Below are 17,548 nucleotides of genomic sequence, written 5' to 3'. Positions count from 1 at the left end.
AAAATTCATAAAATAAAAATTTAAAAAATGATTAAGAATTATTGGAGTAAAGGTCCAAGGCAAAAAAAAATAGTTGTGATTTTAAGTATCATAACTCTTGCTTTGTTGTTTTTTTTAAGAGATGATTATCAGCCAGCATTATTGTTTGTTAGAAAGTTTATTTTTATCATATTGTTGTGTTTTACAATCTTATTTTTTAGTCTTAGAACATTTAGAAAATCTGCTAGTACAGGTAAAAGAATTGGTATTTTAGTTTTTTTAACTGTTTTTTTCGCAGTTGTTTATTATGTAGGTTGGAATTTAAAATTCTACGATTATATGAAAACATATAATGTTTATAATAGTTTACAAAGAATCGAAATTGTAGAGCTTCCTTTAACCCAAAATGAAAGAATTCAGCCTTTAAGAAATATATTTTCGATGGCAAATGAATCCGTAGGAGAAACCAAAGATGTTTCTTTACCACATTTGGTTAGAGTTGATGGTCATAACCAATGGACAATGGCAATCCAACCAACCGAAAAGTATGTTTGGCAAGGAATTAAAGACAATACAGAAGAGGTTTTTTCTGTTTCGAGTACAACACCTTTTCCTCGCTTTTCATCAGAAAATAGAATTCCTGTAACTTTTTCAATTGGCGAATCTTTAAAATTTAGTAGAAATACTTACAATGCTGTTGTGCAAAGATTAAATCCGTGGATGCTTTTTAATTACGAACCAAGCGATACTTATTACATGAAAAATGACAAAGGCGCATGGGTACAAGTTGTAAGTTTAATTAAGTGGAAAGGTTTTTTCTTTCCGTATCCTACATTTGGTGGCGTAATGGTTGTAGAAAATGGTGAACACGATTTTAATGATTATCTAGAAAGAATTACAATTGGTAAAGGAATTTTTATTTCGCCAGATGAAATGAAAAATTACGAATACTTAACAAAGCAAAATACGCTGTCAGAAAAAGTATCTCGTTTACAAGCAGAAAGTTTAAAGTTTTTAGGAGGATTTAGAGATCCTTTGCCGTGGAATATGAAAACGGCAGTTAAAATTCCAGACTTACCAGACGATCAAAATCAGCAACCATTTGTAACAGATTTCGATTTTTCTGATACAAAAACGGGTGCTTTTAGTGGTTTATATCATTGGTTTGGGCTAGAACCTGTTGGAGACGAAAGAACAAGTTTAACATTTAGTGTTTTTATTCCTGCGGATGGAACCGATAAATTATATTATTACGATCATGCTTCAAAAAAACAAGGTTATGCAGGTGTTTCTGCAATGCCTTTAAAAGTAATAGAATCTAGAAAAGAATATGATTGGTCTGCAAATAAACCAGTAGAATTTAGACCTTATATTAAAAATATTGCTGGCAAAAAGAGAATGTTTTTTCTAAGTACCATTTCGGCGATTAAAAAAGAAAATGCACAGTTTGATGGTTCGGCAACACCCGATTTAGCATTAATTGATAGTGAATATAGAGATGTTATTTGGATTGATGCAAAAAAACCAAGTACATGGAATGAAGAGGTTTATATTCAATTAAACGAAGCTTGGAGAGCTAGTGAAAACGGAAATATTTACTTCGAAAAAGAACAAACAATTTTAGAGAAAAATAAATCTATTTTAGACTCGATAAAGCTAATTTCAAAAAAAGAATTAGATTCTAAAAGAATTAAAGCACTACAAAAGAAGATAGATTCAATAAAAATGAATTAATATTTATAGCTTTTTAGGATTGCCTTTTTGCTAAAACTAGCATAAAATTTATTTACCTATTTTTGAATAAATTATTTTATTAAAAAGTAAATTAAATAAATGATAGCACTATCTGCATTAGATTATTTTATAATCGTTCTTTTCTTTTCAGTTATTTTATTAATTGGTTTTATAGTATCAAAAAAATCAGGAAAAAGTTCTTCAGAATTTTTTCTTTCTGGCAGAACTATGCCTTGGTGGTTACTTGGTTTTTCTATGGTTGCAACTACATTTGCTGCAGATACACCGTTATTAGTAACAGATATTGTTAGAGGAGATGGTGTTGCAGGTAATTGGGTTTGGTGGACGTTTTTAATTACAGGTTTGCTAACCGTTTTTGTCTATGCAAAACTTTGGCGAAAATCTGGTGTAACTACAGATTTAGAGTTCTACGAATTAAGATACAGTGGTAAAGCAGCAAGTTTTTTAAGAGGTTTTAGGTCTATTTATTTAGGTGTTATTTTTAATATTTTGGTAATGTCTGTAGTAACATTGGCAGCTATTAAAATTGGCGGAATAATGTTGGGGATTCAACCTTGGGAAGTTGTTTTGTATGCTGGTTCTGTTACAGTAATTTTTTCTGCTTTCGGTGGTTTTAGAGGTGTTGTTTATACCGACTTTTTACTTTTTATAATTGCCATGTTTGGGGCAATAGCAGCAGCTTATTATGCTGTAAATTTACCAGAAGTTGGTGGTTTGGAAAGTTTGTTTCAAAATAAACTCGTGGCAACCAAAACTAATATGTTGCCAGATTTTAATGATACAAATACGGTAATTACAATTTTAATTATTCCGTTAGCATTACAATGGTGGAGTTCTTGGTATCCTGGTGCAGAACCAGGAGGTGGAGGTTATATTGCACAAAGAATGTTAGCAGCTAAAGATGAAAATCACGCAATAGGTGCAACGTTTTTTTTTAATTTTGTACATTATGCTTTAAGACCTTGGCCTTGGATTTTAGTAGCCTTGGCGTCTTTGGTGATATATCCAGATATTGCAAGTTTGCAAAGTGCTTTTCCTAATATTCCTGCGGATAAATTAGGGAATGATTTGGCATATCCAGCAATGTTAAACTTTTTACCAAAAGGGATTTTAGGAATTGTTTTAGCATCTTTAATTGCAGCATATATGAGTACAATTTCTACACATTTAAATTGGGGTTCTTCTTATGTAGTAAATGACTTTTATAAACGTTTTATTAAAAAAGAAGCTACAGAAAAACAATTGGTAAATGTAGGTAGAATAAGTACAATATTAATGATGGTTATAAGCGGTTTATTAGCTTTAACTTTAACAAATGTGAAACAAGTATTTGATATTATTATAATGTTTGGTGCAGGTACTGGTTTAATATTTATTTTGAGATGGTTTTGGTGGAGAATAAATGCTTGGAGCGAAATTTCTGCTATGTTTTCATCAGGAATAATTTCGATACTTTTAAATTTTACGTCTTTAAAAACTATTTTATTCGGTGTAGAAGATGGTCTTTTTCCTAGTTGGTTTCAATTTCCGTTTGTGGTGTTAGTAACAACTATAATTTGGTTGGTAGTTACTTTTTTAACTCCGCCAGAAAAAGATGAAACACTTCAATTATTTTATAAGAATATTCTACCTAGTGGCGCCGGTTGGCGTAAAGTTGTTGCAAAAGCAAATTTGGCAGGAATTAATTTTGATCAAAAAGAAAAAAACTGGAGTTTGCCTAATGCAATATTAGCAATGTTACTCAGTTGCGTGTTAATTTATAGTTGTTTGTTTGCAACGGGTTTTTGGATTTATGGCGATTACAAACAAGCATTAATTTTAACTTCATTAGTTATTATAGCTTCTATTTTTTTAATAAAACTTTTAAAAAAAATAAAAAATACAATCTTGTAAGTTCTTAAATTATTGAAAGGTAAATATTTCCATGTATTTATTTTCCTTGGTAAATAAAATTTTATTTTGTAAATTTGTACTCTAATTCATTCATTAAAGTATGAAAACAGCAAAAATTTTATATTATATTTCTACAGGATTGTTAACATTATTAATGCTTTTTTCTGCAGGAATGTACTTTTTTAATCATGAAGAAGTAGCCAACATGTTTACCAACTTCGGATATCCAACTTATATTATTTATCCGTATGCTATTGCTAAAATTTTAGGTTTAATTGCAATATGGTTTTTTACAAAAAGTGTAATTAAAGAGTGGGCATATTCTAGTTTTTTCTTTGCTTTTATTTTAGCCTTTTTTGCACATGTAATGATTAATGATGGCGAGCAAACGGGTGCAATTGTAGCTATAATTCTATTAATTACTTCTTACATCACTTCAAAAAAAATAAATCATGACAAACTCTAAAGTTACTTTATCAAATAAAAATTATTTAGCAGAAGCAAAAGCTAGAAATCATTTTTTAACTCTAGATGAACCTGTTGTTGATGGAGGAGATGATAACGGACCAACACCCGTAGAATATTTACTAACTGCAATTGGTGGTTGTGTAGCCATGACTTTAAGAATGTATTCTGAAAGAAAAGGTTGGGATGTAGGTGAGATTGATGTAAAAGTTACGCAGGTAATAGAAAATAATGAGAAATTTTTAACAGAAGAAATCTCTTTTGAAAAAGAAATTACAGATGATCAACAAAAGAGATTACTAGTAATTGCAGGAAAATGTCCGGTAGCAAAAATGGTTAAAGGAGAAACAAGAATAGATTCAAAAATTATTTAAAAAATAAGTATGAAAAAAATATTAGCATTTGCAGGTAGTACAAGTTCTACATCAATAAATAAACAGTTAGTTACTTTTGCAGCAGAAAATTTAGAAAACTCTACTTTTGATGTAATCGATTTAGCAACTTTTAAAGTACCTGTTTATAGTGAAGACGAAGAAAAAAATGGTTTTCCAGAAGATATTAAAAGCTTTACAACTAGCTTAGATAGTTATGATGGATTTATAGTTTCTTTAGCAGAGCATAATGGTTCTTACGCCGCTGCTTTTAAAAATATTTTCGATTGGAGTTCTAGAATAAATGTAAAAGTATTTAGAGATAAACCATTATTATTAATGGCAACGTCACCAGGCGGAATGGGCGGTCAATTTGTGTTAAGTGCCGGTGAACAAAGATTTTCTAGACACGGTGCTAGTGATATTGTTACTTTTTCTTTACCAAGTTTTTACGATAATTTTAAAGATGGTAAAATTACAGGAGAAGATCTTCTAATCGCATTAAAAGAACAAGTAAACACTTTTGAAAAATTAGTTAATGAGCAATAAATTAAACATCGTTTTATACGGTAAACAAGGGCATGCGTATACTGTAGCGTTTAAAAACTTTTTAAATTCTACAGATGTGCCTTATACATACAAAGATATCTCTAAAGATGTAGAGGCTAGAGAACACAGTAAAGAATTGTACAACGGTGTTGCTAAATTTCCGACTTTATTTGTAGACGATAAAGTGTATTTAACACCAACTACAGAAGAATTTAATAAGATAATGCAAGATTTAAAGTTAAGAGCTTAAACTCTAACTTAAAATAAAAAAAAGTAGCAGATGGGTGACATTTCGAAAGATATCAATTCTAAGTTTACAAGCAATAAAGTAAAAGCTTTAATAAACATAAAATATACTTCTAACTGGTTAAGCAGTAAAGAAAACGAGTTTTTTAAGCCACACGGAATCTCGCCGCAACAATACAACATATTAAGGATATTACGAGGTGCAAAAGCTAAAATTAAGGTGCAAATTGTAAAAGATAGAATGATAGAAAGAGCACCAAATGCAACTCGTTTAATGGATAAGTTGTGTGACAAAAACTTAATTGAAAGAGAGCGTTGCGAGCATGACAGAAGAGTAGTTTATGTACAGATTACCCAGCAAGGTTTGCATTTATTATCTAATATAGACGATTTTAAAAATGTATCTTTTTTAGATAAACTCTCAGAAGAAGAAGCATTAACATTAAGTAACCTTTTAGATAAAATTAGATAAAAAAATTTGCAAATATATTTTCCTTGGAAAATACATGATAAATAGCAATACAGCATGAAAAAATATAAAAGTATTCAAACAGTTGTAGAGAGTCCATTGGTTAACATGGGCCCTATAAAGCTTCGTCAACCTTTACCATCAAAAGGTTTAGAAAATGTAGATCCTTTTTTATTATTACATCACTATGGTCCTTATGCTATTTCAGAATTCAACAATCCGTTTGATTTAGGTCCGCATCCTCACAGAGGTTTTGAGCCGATAACATTACTTTTTAAAGGCGAACAATTGCACAGAGACTCTTTGGGAAACGAAATGATTGTGAAAGCTGGTGGAGTGCAATGGACAACTGCTGGTCGCGGTATTATTCATGCAGAAGCACCAACCAAAGCATTTGTTAAAAATGGTGGCGATCTAGAAGGAATTCAGTTATGGTTAAATTTACCCGCAAAATCTAAAATGATAACTCCAAATTATCAACATTTAAAAAAAGAGCAAATACCACAAATTACATCAAAAGATAAAAAAGTAGCAATTAATGTTGTTGCCGGCAATTTAGAAGAAACTTTTGGGTTAATTCAAACACAAACAGAGGTAAATGTTTATACAGTAAATGCCAAAGAAAATGGCTGTACAGAAATTGAAATTCCCAAAACGCATCAATCTTTAATTTACCTGTTAGATGGCGAGATTTTGGTAAATAACTCACAAGTGTTATCTAAAGGTAAAAATCAAATGGTAACCTTTAATCAAGACGGTTCTTTAATTAATTTTTCAGCGAAAAAAGAAAGTAATTTATTAATTCTTTCTGGTGTACCAATTAAAGAAAAAGTAACCCAATACGGACCTTATGTTATGAATACTCAAACAGAAATTTTAGAAGCAATGAGAGATTATCAGCAAGGTAAAATGGGGTATTTGTATTAGGGCGTTCCCCGAAAAGGGTCGTGCTTTCCACTATATCTTTTTGCAGAAAAAGCAAAAAGGATGCCGTTGCAATCACTAACGCATCCGCACTTTTAAAAGAAATTATACAAGTTTATAAATGAAAAAAATAATTCACAAATCAGAAACAAGAGGTTTAGCCAATCACGGTTGGTTAAAATCATATCATACTTTTAGTTTTGCAAACTATCAAAATTTAGAAAGAATGAATTTTGGTGCTTTAAGAGTTTTAAATGATGATATGGTTCAGCCTAAAATGGGCTTTGGTACGCATCCTCATAAAAATATGGAAATAATTTCGATACCAATATCTGGTTCTTTATCACATAAAGATAGCATGCAAAATAAACGTGCGATAGAAGTCGGAGAGGTACAGGTTATGAGTGCCGGAACTGGTGTAACGCATTCGGAATTTAATGATAGTTCATCCGAAGAAGTTAATTTTCTTCAGCTTTGGATATTTCCAGAATCAGAAAATGTAACACCTTATTATGACCAAAAGTATTTTGAAAAAGAAGGTAGAAAAAATAAATTTCAAACATTAGTTTCACCAAAAGATAAATTAGTTGATGGTTCTTTGCCTATAAATCAGCAAGGATATTTGTTTATGATAGATTTAGATAAAGATTTTAAAACTGAATATCATTTAAAAAACGGAGCTTATTTTTTCTTGATTGACGGCGCGATTGAAATAGAAGATATTGTTTTAAATAAAAGAGATGCGGTAGGTATTTACGAAACTAATTTGGTTAAAATTAAAGCTAAAGAAGATAGTAAGTTATTAATTATAGATGTTCCGATGCATTTTTAAAATGTAGAAAAAACAAAACCCTATTCAATTAAGAATAGGGTTTTTTTATAATTTGAAATCTATTATCCTAAAACAATAGATTTTATGTTTACAAATTCTTTAATACCAAAACCACCATGTTCTCTACCAAAACCAGAATCTTTTACACCACCAAATGGCATAGAAGGATCTGCGATACCAAAAGTATTTATAAATACCATACCAGTATCAAAATGATTGGTTGCAATTTCTTTGGCTTTTTCAATGTCTTTTGTGAAAATTCCACCACCTAAACCAAACCTACTATCGTTAGCAATTTTGATAGCTTCTTGCTCGTCTTTAACTTTAATTAAAGAAGCAACCGGGCCAAAAAGTTCATCGCTATAAGCAGGTTGTCCTGGTTTTACATTTCCTAAAACAGTAACCGGATAAAAGTAACCTTTACCATTTGGTATTTTACCACCACATAAAATTTCGGCACCATTTTTAACACTTTTTTCAACTTGGTTATGTAAAGTTTCTCTTAAATCTTCTCGTGCAATTGGTCCCATATCTACACCGTCTTCTAAAGGATTACCAACTTTAATGTTTTCCATTGCTTTTACAAATCCCTTTTTAAAGTCTTCGTACACTTTTTCTACAACAATAAACCTTTTTGCAGCAATACAAGTTTCTCCGTTATTATAAATTCTACCTTTTACACATTCTTCTATTGCAGTTTCTAAATCGGCATCTTCTAAGACTAAATAAGCATCGTTACTACCAAGTTCTAAAACAACCTTTTTTAGTTCAGCAGTTGCTTTTTCTCCGATATTTCTACCAGCATCAGAACTACCTGTTAAAGTAACACCTCTAACGTGTTTATTTTTGATGATTGTATCCGACTGGTCATGAGATATTTTTAAAGCCTGAAATAATCCTTTAGGTAAACCTGCATCAACAAACACTTTTTCTAAAAATTGTCCTGTTCCTGTTACGTTAGATGCGTGTTTTAATAAAACTCCGTTACCAGCCATTAAATTAACAATTGCGTATCTAATTACTTGGTAAGATGGGTAGTTCCATGGTTGAATACCGTAAACAATTCCGATAGGAGAATACGCTACCAAACCATCTTTACCATTGCTTAAAGTTCTTTTTTCTGTTGCTAAATTTTCTGGACCATTTTTAGCTGTATAACTACAAATACCTGCACATAAATCTATTTCATGCTTACTTTGACTAATAATTTTTCCCATTTCATTAGTCATTAGTTTTGCTAATTCCGTTTTATTTTTAGTCAATTCTTTTCCGATTGCTTCAATAATTTTAGCTCTTTCTTCTACAGGTTTTAATTTCCAATCTAAAAAAGCAGTATTACAGGCTTCTATATTATCTTTTAACTCTTTGTCAGTTAAATATTTATATTCGTTTAACTTTTCTTCTGTTGCTGGGTTTATTGTTACTATGTGTTCTTTGCTCATAATGAGTATATTCTTTTTTGATTAATAATTATTTTTGTTCACTTGGTAAAATGTGAACATCGTTTACGTTAACTCTTTCTGGTTGCGTTAACGTGTAAAAAATGGCATCAGCAATATCTTCTGCTTCTAAACTTGTCATTTCTTTCATTTGTTTCAATTCTTCTTTAATATCTTCATCTGTAATAGTGCTTAAAAGATCTGTGTTTACAGCACCTGGCTCTATTGAGGTAACATTAATTCCGTATTTAGGCGTAATTTCTTTTCTTAAACCTTCAGAAAACATTTTTACCGCAGATTTGGTAGCACAATAAACAGCACCACCAGGAAAATAATTATAGGCAGCAGTAGAAGATATGTTGATAATGTTACCACCTTTGTTTTTTATTAAAGTTGGTAAAACAGCTGTAATTCCGTTTAAAACACCTTTAATATTTACATCTACCATTGTTTCCCATTCATCAGTTTTAAATTTTTCGATGTAAGACAAAGGCATTAATCCTGCATTATTAATAATTGCATTTACGGTACCAAATTCTTGGATTGTTTTTTCTACTAATTTCGAAAAATCATCTTTACTAGTAACATCACAAGTTACTACAAGTGCTTTACCATTATTTTTTTCGATTGTTTCTTTTATTTCTTCTAATTTTTCTTCGCTTCTAGAAGTTAACACTACAGATGCTCCGTTTTTAGCGAGTTTAATGGCAGTTGCTTTACCAATTCCACTAGATGCACCTGTTACTATTATTACTTTATTATTAAGTTTCATATCTTTAAGTTTTACTATTTCTACAAAACTACTTAGAAGGTAAGGTTCATTTTAGTTCATTTAAATTTGTATTTAGCTCTTTTACTTTTTAAGTTGAAAAAATAAACATATCTTGCAAAGTATTATGCATGCATAGTAAATTTAAAAAGACAATTATGAAATATAAGCACATTTTTGAACCCTTAGATTTAGGATTTACAACTTTAAAAAATAGAATTTTAATGGGTTCTATGCACACTGGTTTAGAAGAAGAAAAAAATGGTTTAGAAAGAATAGCTGCTTATTATGCAGAAAGAGCAAAAGGAGGAGTCGGATTAATTGTTACTGGTGGAATTTCGCCAAATATACAAGGTTGGACAGGACCTTTCTCTTCTAGAATGTCAACAAAAAAACATGCCAAACATCATAAAAAGATAACAGAAGCAGTACACAAAGAAGGAGGTAAGATTTGTATGCAAATTTTACACGCTGGTCGTTATGGTTACCATCCTTTTAATGTAGCACCGTCTAAAATTAAATCGCCAATAACACCTTTTACGCCTTTTAAACTAACGCAATCTGGTATTAAAAGAACAATTAGAGATTTTGTAAACTCTGCAAAATTATCTAAAGTAGCCGGTTATGATGGTGTAGAAATAATGGGTTCAGAAGGTTATTTAATCAATCAGTTTATAGCAAAAAGAACAAATAAAAGAACAGATTCTTGGGGTGGAGATTATGAAAATAGAATGCGTTTACCAATAGAATTGGTTAAGCAAACAAGAGAAGCTGTTGGAGAAAATTTTATAATAATTTATAGACTTTCGATGTTAGATTTAGTAGAAAATGGATCTACATGGGAAGAAGTTGTACAGTTAGGTAAAGAAATTGAAAAAGCTGGTGCAACAATTATAAATACAGGTATTGGTTGGCACGAAGCTAGAATTCCTACAATTGCTACTTCAGTACCAAGAGCAGCATTTACTTGGGTGACAAAAAAAATGAAAGAAGAATTATCGATTCCGTTAATTACTTCGAACCGAATTAACATGCCCGAAACTGCAGAAAAAGTATTAGCAGAAGGAGATGCAGATATGATTTCTATGGCTAGACCATTTTTAGCAGATCCGGAATGGGTAAATAAGGCGAAAGCAGAAAAAGATGATGAAATTAATACATGTATTGGTTGTAATCAAGCATGTTTAGATCATGTTTTTCAACAAAAGGTTGCAAGTTGTTTGGTGAATCCAAGAGCTTGTCACGAAACAGAATTAAATTACTTAAAAGTAGCAGTCGCTAAAAAAATAGTTGTTGTAGGTGCAGGTCCTGCAGGTTTAGCTGCAGCAACTGTCGCAGCGCAAAGAGGACACGATGTAACTTTATTTGATGCAGCAACTGAAATTGGTGGCCAATTTAACGTTGCTAAACAAATACCTGGTAAAGAAGAGTTTTACGAAACGTTGCGTTACTTTGGGAAACAAATAGAATTGCATAATGTTACTTTAAAATTAAACACCAAAGTTTCTTTAGAAGATTTAAAGACTTCTAATTATGATGAAATTGTATTAGCAACAGGTATAAAACCTAGAGAACTTAAGATAGAAGGAGCAGACAATAAAAAAGTATTAAGTTATTTAGATGTTTTAAAGTACAAGAAACCTGTAGGAAAAAGAGTGGCAGTTATAGGAGCAGGAGGAATAGGTTTTGATGTGTCTGAGTACTTATCGCACGAAGGTGAAGCTACATCTCAAAATATTGATGCTTGGTTAAAAGAGTGGGGAATAGATAAAACTTTAGAAGCACGTTCTGGTATAGAAGGTGTTAAGGCAGAATATCATCCTTCGCCAAGAGAAATCTTTATGTTTAAGAGAAGTAAAGGTAAATTTGGTGGTAATTTGGGTAAAACTACTGGTTGGATTCATAGATCTACACTTAAAAAGAAAAAAGTACAATTTATAGGTGAAGTAAATTACACTAAAATAGATGATGTAGGTTTGCATTACAGGCAAAATAACGAAAACAAGGTCTTAGAAGTAGATAATATTGTAGTTTGTGCGGGTCAAACTCCGTTTAAAGAATTATATCAACCTTTATTAGATGCCAATAAAAATGTACATGTAATTGGTGGTGCAGATTTTGCATCAGAATTAGATGCCAAAAGAGCCATAAATCAAGGTAGTAGATTAGCCGCAAAATTATAATTCTTTTTATATTTTTGCTAATAAATTAAAAAACATGAAGAAAGCGTTATTATTTTTAGCATTATTTACAGCCTATTTTTCTTTTGCACAACAAGAGATGGAATTTCCTAAATACAATGCAAAAAATTCTGCAAATATATTTTACTATAATTTTGCTGAAGTTCCTCCAAAAATCAAAGTGAAAGATGATGAAACTAAGAATAAAACAATAAAAGTTCTTAGACAGTATAATGATAAAATTAAAAAAATATCTTTTTTAAATTCTGCAAAGCTTCAACAATTAGAACTTACTATAAATTCTCTTGGTAAACAATTGTATTCTAACAGAGATTTGGCAGAGAAAGTTGGTAAACAAGTTAGAGAAACCATAAGACCAATAAGAGATAGTATAGATGTGCATGAAAAAGTGTTAAACGATGCGTTAAAAAGTTTTTTAAATAAAAAACAATTTAAAAAATGGACTAAATACCAAAAGGCACAAAAAAGAGAATTACTTCCAAAAGCACCAAAAAACCAAAATAATAATGGTTCGCAAGGTATGATGGGCAGAAGAAATGGTCCAGGAATGGGAGGCAGAAGATATTAATTACTTCTATTAATACAATTTGTCTTAATTTATACATTTTTAACAAGTTTTAGAAACGAAATAAATTAACGATATTTGCGCCATAAATAACGATTTACAAATTATGGGAATGAATAAGAATACAGTGCTTGCGTGGGCAACATTTATAATGATACTTGTAGGCTTGGGTTTAATTGCATTAGGTGCTTTTAGATATGATGATGTTGCAGGTTATGGTTTTGCCTCTGTAGGTGTAGGTTTTTTTGCGATTGCTTGGGTTTTTAATGCCCTAAAAGGAAGAGTATAGTTTTTAAGTCTACTAAGTTTAGTAGCAAATTTTTCAAAAATAAATTTTATAAAATAATAAAAATGAGCGACGATAAGAAAGTTATCTTTTCGATGAATAAGGTTTCTAAAACCTATCAATCTACAGGAAAGCAAGTTTTAAAAGATATATATTTAAGTTTTTTCTATGGTGCCAAAATTGGTATTCTTGGTTTAAACGGTTCTGGTAAATCTACTTTGTTAAAAATTATTGCAGGTGTAGAAAAAAACTTTCAAGGTGATGTTACTTTTTCGCCAGGTTATAAAGTAGGTTATTTAGAGCAAGAACCACAATTAGATCCAGAAAAAACTGTTTTAGAAGTTGTAAAAGAAGGTGTTGCAGAAACTGTTGCCATTTTAGATGAGTACAACAAAATTAACGACATGTTTGGCTTAGAAGAAGTATATTCTGATGCCGATAAGATGGAAAAGTTAATGGCGCAACAAGCCGAGTTACAAGATAAAATTGATGCTGCCAATGCTTGGGAATTAGATACCAAGTTAGAAATTGCTATGGATGCATTAAGAACGCCAGATTCTGATAAGAAAATAGGTGTACTTTCTGGTGGAGAAAAAAGAAGAGTTGCTTTATGTAGACTTTTATTACAAGAACCAGAAATTTTATTATTAGATGAGCCAACAAACCATTTAGATGCAGAATCTGTACATTGGTTAGAGCATCATTTAGCACAATATAAAGGAACGGTAATTGCTGTAACACACGATAGATATTTCTTAGATAATGTTGCCGGTTGGATTTTAGAATTGGATAGAGGAGAAGGAATTCCTTGGAAAGGAAATTACTCTTCTTGGTTAGATCAAAAATCTAATAGAATGGCACAAGAAAGCAAAACAGCTTCTAAACGTCAAAAAACATTAGAACGAGAGTTAGAATGGGTAAAACAAGGTGCTAAAGGTAGACAAACAAAGCAGAAAGCTCGTTTGAAAAATTACGACAAGTTAATGAGTCAAGATCAAAAACAAGTTGATGAAAAACTTGAGATTTTTATACCAAACGGACCAAGATTAGGTACCAATGTTATTGAAGCTACTGGAGTTTCTAAAGCTTTTGATGATAAAATTTTATATGAAAACCTAGAATTTAACCTTCCGCAAGCAGGTATTGTTGGTATTATTGGGCCAAATGGAGCTGGTAAAACAACTATCTTTAAAATGATTATGGGAGAAGAAAACCCAGATAACGGTAGTTTTAAAGTAGGTGAAACAGCTAAAATTGCATATGTAGATCAAGCACATTCAGATATTAATCCTGATAAAACAATTTGGGAAAACTTTTCTGATGGACAAGATTTAGTTATGATGGGTGGTAAGCAAGTGAATTCTCGTGCTTATTTAAGTCGTTTTAATTTCTCTGGAAGCGAGCAAAACAAAAAAGTTTCTACACTTTCTGGTGGAGAAAGAAACAGATTGCATTTGGCCATGACACTTAAAGAAGAAGGAAATGTTTTACTTTTAGATGAGCCAACAAACGATTTAGATGTAAATACTTTAAGAGCTTTAGAAGAAGGTTTAGAAAACTTTGCTGGTTGTGCGGTTGTAATTAGTCACGATAGATGGTTTTTAGATAGAATTTGTACACATATTTTAGCTTTTGAAGGTAACAGTGAAGTATATTTCTTTGAAGGTTCTTTCTCTGATTACGAAGAGAATAAGAAGAAGCGTTTAGGTGGAGATTTAATGCCAAAACGTATTAAATACAAAAAGTTAATACGATAATAAGTTATGAAAAAATATATCTTTAAAATAACTGTATTATTGTTATTGGTATCTTTTTATTCTTGTGAAGAAGAAAGTGATTGTGAGACTCGAGAAAAATGTTATAGTGATGGTAACGGAGGGCAAACGTGTATAGATGAGCCTGTACCAGGTACCTGTTTTGATAGTGGTTTTGGTTTTTAGAAACAAAACCTTAACATCATAAATAATATAAATACAATTAAAAAGTCCCATTTTTTATTAAAAAAATGGGACTTTTAACTTCTACTTCTCCTATCACAATTCATCAATCATTAAGCATTTTTGAAATCATAAATTGATTTTACAAATGTAAAATAATCTCTGTTTTTGTAAACAGGTATAAACACCTGTTTTTAATTATTTCTTCTTCTAGAAGTTACTTTATTTTCCTTTTTATTTTTAGTTGTTCTTTTTCTTACAACTGGTTTTTTAGTAACTACTTTTTTTGTTCTGGTAACAGTTCTTTTAGAATTGTCTTTTTTAGTTTCAACTTTTCTTCTTGTATCAACTGTATTATTTCTACGAGTTGTTATAGAATTGTTTCTATTAGATTTTGTATTTCTAGTTGTTCTAGTATTTTCATTTCTATTAGTATTGCTATTTCTAGAATTGTTATTGTTTCTAGTAGTATTTGCCTTTCTATAAGTTATATGACGTCTATTGGTATTTGTCGCTTTTTTAGTAACAGGTTTTCTACGTCTTATAATATTGTTTCTTTTTCCTTTACTATTTTTGTTAGATCTATAGTAATAATATCTACTATCTTCTCTAAACTTTGTAAAGTTTCTTCTAAAGTCTCTCTTAAAGAAATAGGCATCATTATAATTATAAATGCTTCCTATATTTAGATTTATTCGAACTCCGTTATCAAAATAATAGTTGTCTTTTACATCACCGTAAAAAATTGGTTCTCCGAATCTATTATACTTTACAGTAAGGTTACCAACATTGGTAAGTCTGTTTCTATAATACCTCATAAAGACATTACCAACTCTAGATACGTTTCCTCTATAATCATAATTAATAAAAACATTACCAACACGTCTAATTCGTCCTCTAAAATCTCTTTTAATTGTAACGCCTGTAGTTCTTGTTCTAACGCCATTATAATCGTAATATGTGTTGTTATAATTTGTGTCAAAATCGAAATCTCCGTTTGTGAAAATAAAAAAATCAATTCCTCTTTCTGTAAAGTTTACAGCGTCATTATAAGAGTAATTAACCCTAATGTTGTTTGGTAAATAGTTGCCGTTTTTGGCTTCAACAGTAGAAACCATCATGAACAATCCTAATAAAATAAGTACACCTTTTTTCATAATATATGGTTTTAAGGGTTTTGTCTACTCTAATTGCTTTTCGACATCCGCATTTGGTTTAGTTATTTTCAAAGAGCGTGCCAAAAAATTATAGATATGATTGTAAAATGGTTATTTTGTATAAAATAATTTATCTAATATGTTGTTTTGTAGTTTATTATGAATTTTAAAAAGTCGTAAATATCTTGTAAATTAGAAAAACTTTTTACGACTGTTAACAAAAATTATTTATGATTGAAGCCATCGAGCAGAATTTACAAAGAGGAGTACAATTATTAAAAAATATTTCTGATGATCAATACAGAAATAAGTCCGTAGGACCGTATCACTCAAGTATTGGTTGTCATATGAGACATATTTTAGACGTTTACTCTTGTATTTTTAATGGCTTAGAAGATGGTTATATAGACCTTTCTGTAAGAGAAAGAAATGAGTGTGCAGAGAATGAAACTAGCGTTGGGCTAGAGTATTTTAATACTGTTATAAAAAGATTGAATGAGATTTCTACAGAAGATTTTAATAAAAGCGTTAAAATTTGTGATAATGTAGGTTTAGGAAATGAAACGGCTAATTATACAGTTGCAGCTGCGTTAATGCAAGCACAAAGTCATACCACACACCATTATGCAAGTATAGGTTATCTTATTTATCAATTAGGTATCGAATTACCTGTTGCAGATTTTGGTTTTAATCCAAGTACAGTAAAGCGTTAATTTTGTATTTTTAGATAACATTAACATCTATAGCTTGTAAGATGGTATATATGTTGTATTATATAGATAGTTATTAATAAAATAATTAAAATATGTATTTACAGAAAATTAAGAATCATTTATTAACACTTACAATATTATTATCTACTATTGTTTACGGACAAAGCTTACCGATAAGCCATGTTGCAGAAATCGATCCTATTGCTCAAATAGAAGATCCGCAGTTAAAAACAATTTTGGTTAATGAGATTAATTCCAATAAAAAATGGAAACGATTAATTGCAGGTAAGCAAATGTCTATTGGTATTGTAGATCTAAGTGATGCAACAAATTATAGATATGCTGGTATGAATGATAATTTTATGATGTATGCCGCAAGTTTACCTAAAATAGCCATTCTTTTGGCGGCTATGGATGCCATTGAAAATAAAGAATTAGAGTATACTGATGAAATTAAAAAAGATTTACGATTAATGATTAGTAAATCGAATAATCAGGCTTCTACAAGAATGATTGATAGACTTGGTTATAAAAAAATTGAACAGGTATTAAGAGCTCCTAAAAATAAATTATACGACGAAAAAGTTGGTGGAGGTTTATGGGTAGGAAAAAGATATGCAGCTTCTGGTAAAAGAAATCCAGATCCTTTAAAAGGTTTAAGTCATGCAGCAACTACAAGACAAGTTTGTAGCTTTTATTATCAATTAGCTTTAGGTAATTTAATTAGTACAGAACGTTCTACAGAAATGTTAGAAATTATGAAAGACCCAAAGTTGCATCATAAATTTGTAAACACTTTAGATAAAATTGCACCACAAGCAACTATTTATAGAAAATCGGGTTCTTGGAGAAATTACCATTCTGATTCTGCCTTAGTTTGGGGTCCAGAAAGAAAATATATTATTGTTGCTTTAATTGATAACGATTATGGTGAACAAATAATTAGAAACTTAGTAAGACCATTAGAAAAAGTATTAAAAAAAACACGTTCTTTATAG

Annotated in this window: 19 protein-coding genes; 16 read left to right on the top strand and 3 right to left on the bottom strand. The window is 30.5% G+C overall.

Features of this window, described 5'->3' with window-relative positions:
- Positions 1-27 precede the first annotated feature (27 nt).
- The 9 genes from WG950_RS04985 to WG950_RS04945 all read left to right on the top strand — a co-directional run bounded on the left by WG950_RS04985 (position 28) and on the right by WG950_RS04945 (position 7,483).
- Positions 28-1,713: a hypothetical protein gene (locus tag WG950_RS04985; protein WP_340934538.1), complete on the top strand. Its 1,686-nt coding sequence runs from the start codon at positions 28-30 to the stop codon at positions 1,711-1,713.
- Positions 1,714-1,812: 99 nt separating this feature from the next.
- Entirely contained in the window at positions 1,813-3,627 is a 1,815-nt protein-coding gene (locus tag WG950_RS04980; protein ID WP_340934536.1) for a sodium:solute symporter family protein, read from the top strand.
- Between the two features lie 100 nt (positions 3,628-3,727).
- Complete coding sequence (locus WG950_RS04975) at positions 3,728-4,093, top strand: DoxX family protein (RefSeq protein ID WP_340934534.1); 366 nt, start codon at positions 3,728-3,730, stop codon at positions 4,091-4,093.
- Entirely contained in the window at positions 4,080-4,466 is a 387-nt protein-coding gene (locus tag WG950_RS04970) for an OsmC family protein (RefSeq protein ID WP_340934532.1), read from the top strand. Before WG950_RS04975 ends, WG950_RS04970 begins: the two co-directional genes overlap by 14 nt.
- A gap of 9 nt (positions 4,467-4,475) precedes the next feature.
- Positions 4,476-5,012 (top strand): NADPH-dependent FMN reductase, encoded by a 537-nt coding sequence (locus tag WG950_RS04965; protein WP_340934531.1) that lies wholly within the window; start codon positions 4,476-4,478, stop codon positions 5,010-5,012.
- Positions 5,002-5,262: a glutaredoxin family protein gene (locus tag WG950_RS04960; protein ID WP_077808748.1), complete on the top strand. Its 261-nt coding sequence runs from the start codon at positions 5,002-5,004 to the stop codon at positions 5,260-5,262. The genes WG950_RS04965 and WG950_RS04960 overlap by 11 nt, the downstream gene beginning before the upstream one ends.
- Before the next feature lie 30 nt (positions 5,263-5,292).
- A complete protein-coding gene (locus WG950_RS04955; protein ID WP_079738377.1) occupies positions 5,293-5,730 on the top strand; it encodes a MarR family winged helix-turn-helix transcriptional regulator in 438 nt (145 codons plus the stop codon).
- A 54-nt stretch (positions 5,731-5,784) separates the two neighbouring features.
- Complete coding sequence (locus tag WG950_RS04950; RefSeq protein ID WP_340934526.1) at positions 5,785-6,654, top strand: pirin family protein; 870 nt, start codon at positions 5,785-5,787, stop codon at positions 6,652-6,654.
- 118 nt (positions 6,655-6,772) lie between these two features.
- Positions 6,773-7,483: a pirin family protein gene (locus tag WG950_RS04945; RefSeq protein WP_340934525.1), complete on the top strand. Its 711-nt coding sequence runs from the start codon at positions 6,773-6,775 to the stop codon at positions 7,481-7,483.
- A 62-nt stretch (positions 7,484-7,545) separates the two neighbouring features.
- On the opposite strand, the gene WG950_RS04940 is transcribed toward WG950_RS04945, so the two are convergent.
- Together WG950_RS04940 and WG950_RS04935 are read right to left on the bottom strand one after the other, a co-directional pair.
- A complete protein-coding gene (locus tag WG950_RS04940) occupies positions 7,546-8,925 on the bottom strand; it encodes an NAD-dependent succinate-semialdehyde dehydrogenase (protein ID WP_340934524.1) in 1,380 nt (459 codons plus the stop codon).
- 28 nt (positions 8,926-8,953) lie between these two features.
- Positions 8,954-9,694: an SDR family oxidoreductase gene (locus WG950_RS04935; protein ID WP_340934523.1), complete on the bottom strand. Its 741-nt coding sequence runs from the start codon at positions 9,692-9,694 to the stop codon at positions 8,954-8,956.
- Between the two features lie 155 nt (positions 9,695-9,849).
- On the opposite strand from WG950_RS04935, the gene WG950_RS04930 reads away from it, so the two are divergent.
- The 5 genes from WG950_RS04930 to WG950_RS04910 all read left to right on the top strand — a co-directional run bounded on the left by WG950_RS04930 (position 9,850) and on the right by WG950_RS04910 (position 14,683).
- Positions 9,850-11,874, top strand: coding sequence for an NADPH-dependent 2,4-dienoyl-CoA reductase (locus WG950_RS04930; protein WP_340934522.1), 2,025 nt, complete (start codon positions 9,850-9,852; stop codon positions 11,872-11,874).
- Positions 11,875-11,908: 34 nt separating this feature from the next.
- Complete coding sequence (locus WG950_RS04925; RefSeq protein ID WP_079738382.1) at positions 11,909-12,460, top strand: hypothetical protein; 552 nt, start codon at positions 11,909-11,911, stop codon at positions 12,458-12,460.
- A gap of 103 nt (positions 12,461-12,563) precedes the next feature.
- The gene (locus WG950_RS04920) at positions 12,564-12,746 is read left to right on the top strand and encodes a CAL67264 family membrane protein (RefSeq protein ID WP_077808755.1); all 183 of its coding nucleotides are present in this window, start codon (positions 12,564-12,566) and stop codon (positions 12,744-12,746) included.
- A gap of 62 nt (positions 12,747-12,808) precedes the next feature.
- The gene (gene ettA / locus WG950_RS04915; RefSeq protein ID WP_079738383.1) at positions 12,809-14,500 is read left to right on the top strand and encodes an energy-dependent translational throttle protein EttA; all 1,692 of its coding nucleotides are present in this window, start codon (positions 12,809-12,811) and stop codon (positions 14,498-14,500) included.
- Between the two features lie 6 nt (positions 14,501-14,506).
- The gene (locus tag WG950_RS04910) at positions 14,507-14,683 is read left to right on the top strand and encodes a hypothetical protein (protein ID WP_340934518.1); all 177 of its coding nucleotides are present in this window, start codon (positions 14,507-14,509) and stop codon (positions 14,681-14,683) included.
- Positions 14,684-14,874: 191 nt separating this feature from the next.
- Here WG950_RS04910 and WG950_RS04905 read toward each other — a convergent pair whose 3' ends face one another.
- Complete coding sequence (locus tag WG950_RS04905; protein ID WP_340934516.1) at positions 14,875-15,837, bottom strand: hypothetical protein; 963 nt, start codon at positions 15,835-15,837, stop codon at positions 14,875-14,877.
- 230 nt (positions 15,838-16,067) lie between these two features.
- Here WG950_RS04905 and WG950_RS04900 point away from each other — a divergent pair, with 230 nt between their 5' ends.
- Both WG950_RS04900 and WG950_RS04895 read left to right on the top strand, forming a co-directional pair.
- Positions 16,068-16,550, top strand: coding sequence for a DinB family protein (locus tag WG950_RS04900; protein WP_077808758.1), 483 nt, complete (start codon positions 16,068-16,070; stop codon positions 16,548-16,550).
- 92 nt (positions 16,551-16,642) lie between these two features.
- The gene (locus WG950_RS04895; protein WP_079738386.1) at positions 16,643-17,548 is read left to right on the top strand and encodes a serine hydrolase; all 906 of its coding nucleotides are present in this window, start codon (positions 16,643-16,645) and stop codon (positions 17,546-17,548) included.

This window comes from Polaribacter marinaquae, from assembly GCF_038019025.1.
GTDB classification, from domain to species: Bacteria; Bacteroidota; Bacteroidia; order Flavobacteriales; family Flavobacteriaceae; genus Polaribacter; species Polaribacter marinaquae.
This window is presented reverse-complemented; position numbering and strand designations above follow the sequence as displayed.

Bases quoted from the DNA above. Each gene is read 5' to 3' on its own strand.
- WG950_RS04985 (WP_340934538.1), top strand. From the start codon at position 28: ATGATTAAGAATTATTGGAGTAAAGGTCCAAGGCAAAAAAAAATAGTT.
- WG950_RS04980 (WP_340934536.1), top strand. From the start codon at position 1,813: ATGATAGCACTATCTGCATTAGATTATTTTATAATCGTTCTTTTCTTT.
- WG950_RS04975 (WP_340934534.1), top strand. From the start codon at position 3,728: ATGAAAACAGCAAAAATTTTATATTATATTTCTACAGGATTGTTAACA.
- WG950_RS04970 (WP_340934532.1), top strand. From the start codon at position 4,080: ATGACAAACTCTAAAGTTACTTTATCAAATAAAAATTATTTAGCAGAA.
- WG950_RS04965 (WP_340934531.1), top strand. From the start codon at position 4,476: ATGAAAAAAATATTAGCATTTGCAGGTAGTACAAGTTCTACATCAATA.
- WG950_RS04960 (WP_077808748.1), top strand. From the start codon at position 5,002: ATGAGCAATAAATTAAACATCGTTTTATACGGTAAACAAGGGCATGCG.
- WG950_RS04955 (WP_079738377.1), top strand. From the start codon at position 5,293: ATGGGTGACATTTCGAAAGATATCAATTCTAAGTTTACAAGCAATAAA.
- WG950_RS04950 (WP_340934526.1), top strand. From the start codon at position 5,785: ATGAAAAAATATAAAAGTATTCAAACAGTTGTAGAGAGTCCATTGGTT.
- WG950_RS04945 (WP_340934525.1), top strand. From the start codon at position 6,773: ATGAAAAAAATAATTCACAAATCAGAAACAAGAGGTTTAGCCAATCAC.
- WG950_RS04940 (WP_340934524.1), bottom strand. From the start codon at position 8,925: ATGAGCAAAGAACACATAGTAACAATAAACCCAGCAACAGAAGAAAAG.
- WG950_RS04935 (WP_340934523.1), bottom strand. From the start codon at position 9,694: ATGAAACTTAATAATAAAGTAATAATAGTAACAGGTGCATCTAGTGGA.
- WG950_RS04930 (WP_340934522.1), top strand. From the start codon at position 9,850: ATGAAATATAAGCACATTTTTGAACCCTTAGATTTAGGATTTACAACT.
- WG950_RS04925 (WP_079738382.1), top strand. From the start codon at position 11,909: ATGAAGAAAGCGTTATTATTTTTAGCATTATTTACAGCCTATTTTTCT.
- WG950_RS04920 (WP_077808755.1), top strand. From the start codon at position 12,564: ATGGGAATGAATAAGAATACAGTGCTTGCGTGGGCAACATTTATAATG.
- ettA (WP_079738383.1), top strand. From the start codon at position 12,809: ATGAGCGACGATAAGAAAGTTATCTTTTCGATGAATAAGGTTTCTAAA.
- WG950_RS04910 (WP_340934518.1), top strand. From the start codon at position 14,507: ATGAAAAAATATATCTTTAAAATAACTGTATTATTGTTATTGGTATCT.
- WG950_RS04905 (WP_340934516.1), bottom strand. From the start codon at position 15,837: ATGAAAAAAGGTGTACTTATTTTATTAGGATTGTTCATGATGGTTTCT.
- WG950_RS04900 (WP_077808758.1), top strand. From the start codon at position 16,068: ATGATTGAAGCCATCGAGCAGAATTTACAAAGAGGAGTACAATTATTA.
- WG950_RS04895 (WP_079738386.1), top strand. From the start codon at position 16,643: ATGTATTTACAGAAAATTAAGAATCATTTATTAACACTTACAATATTA.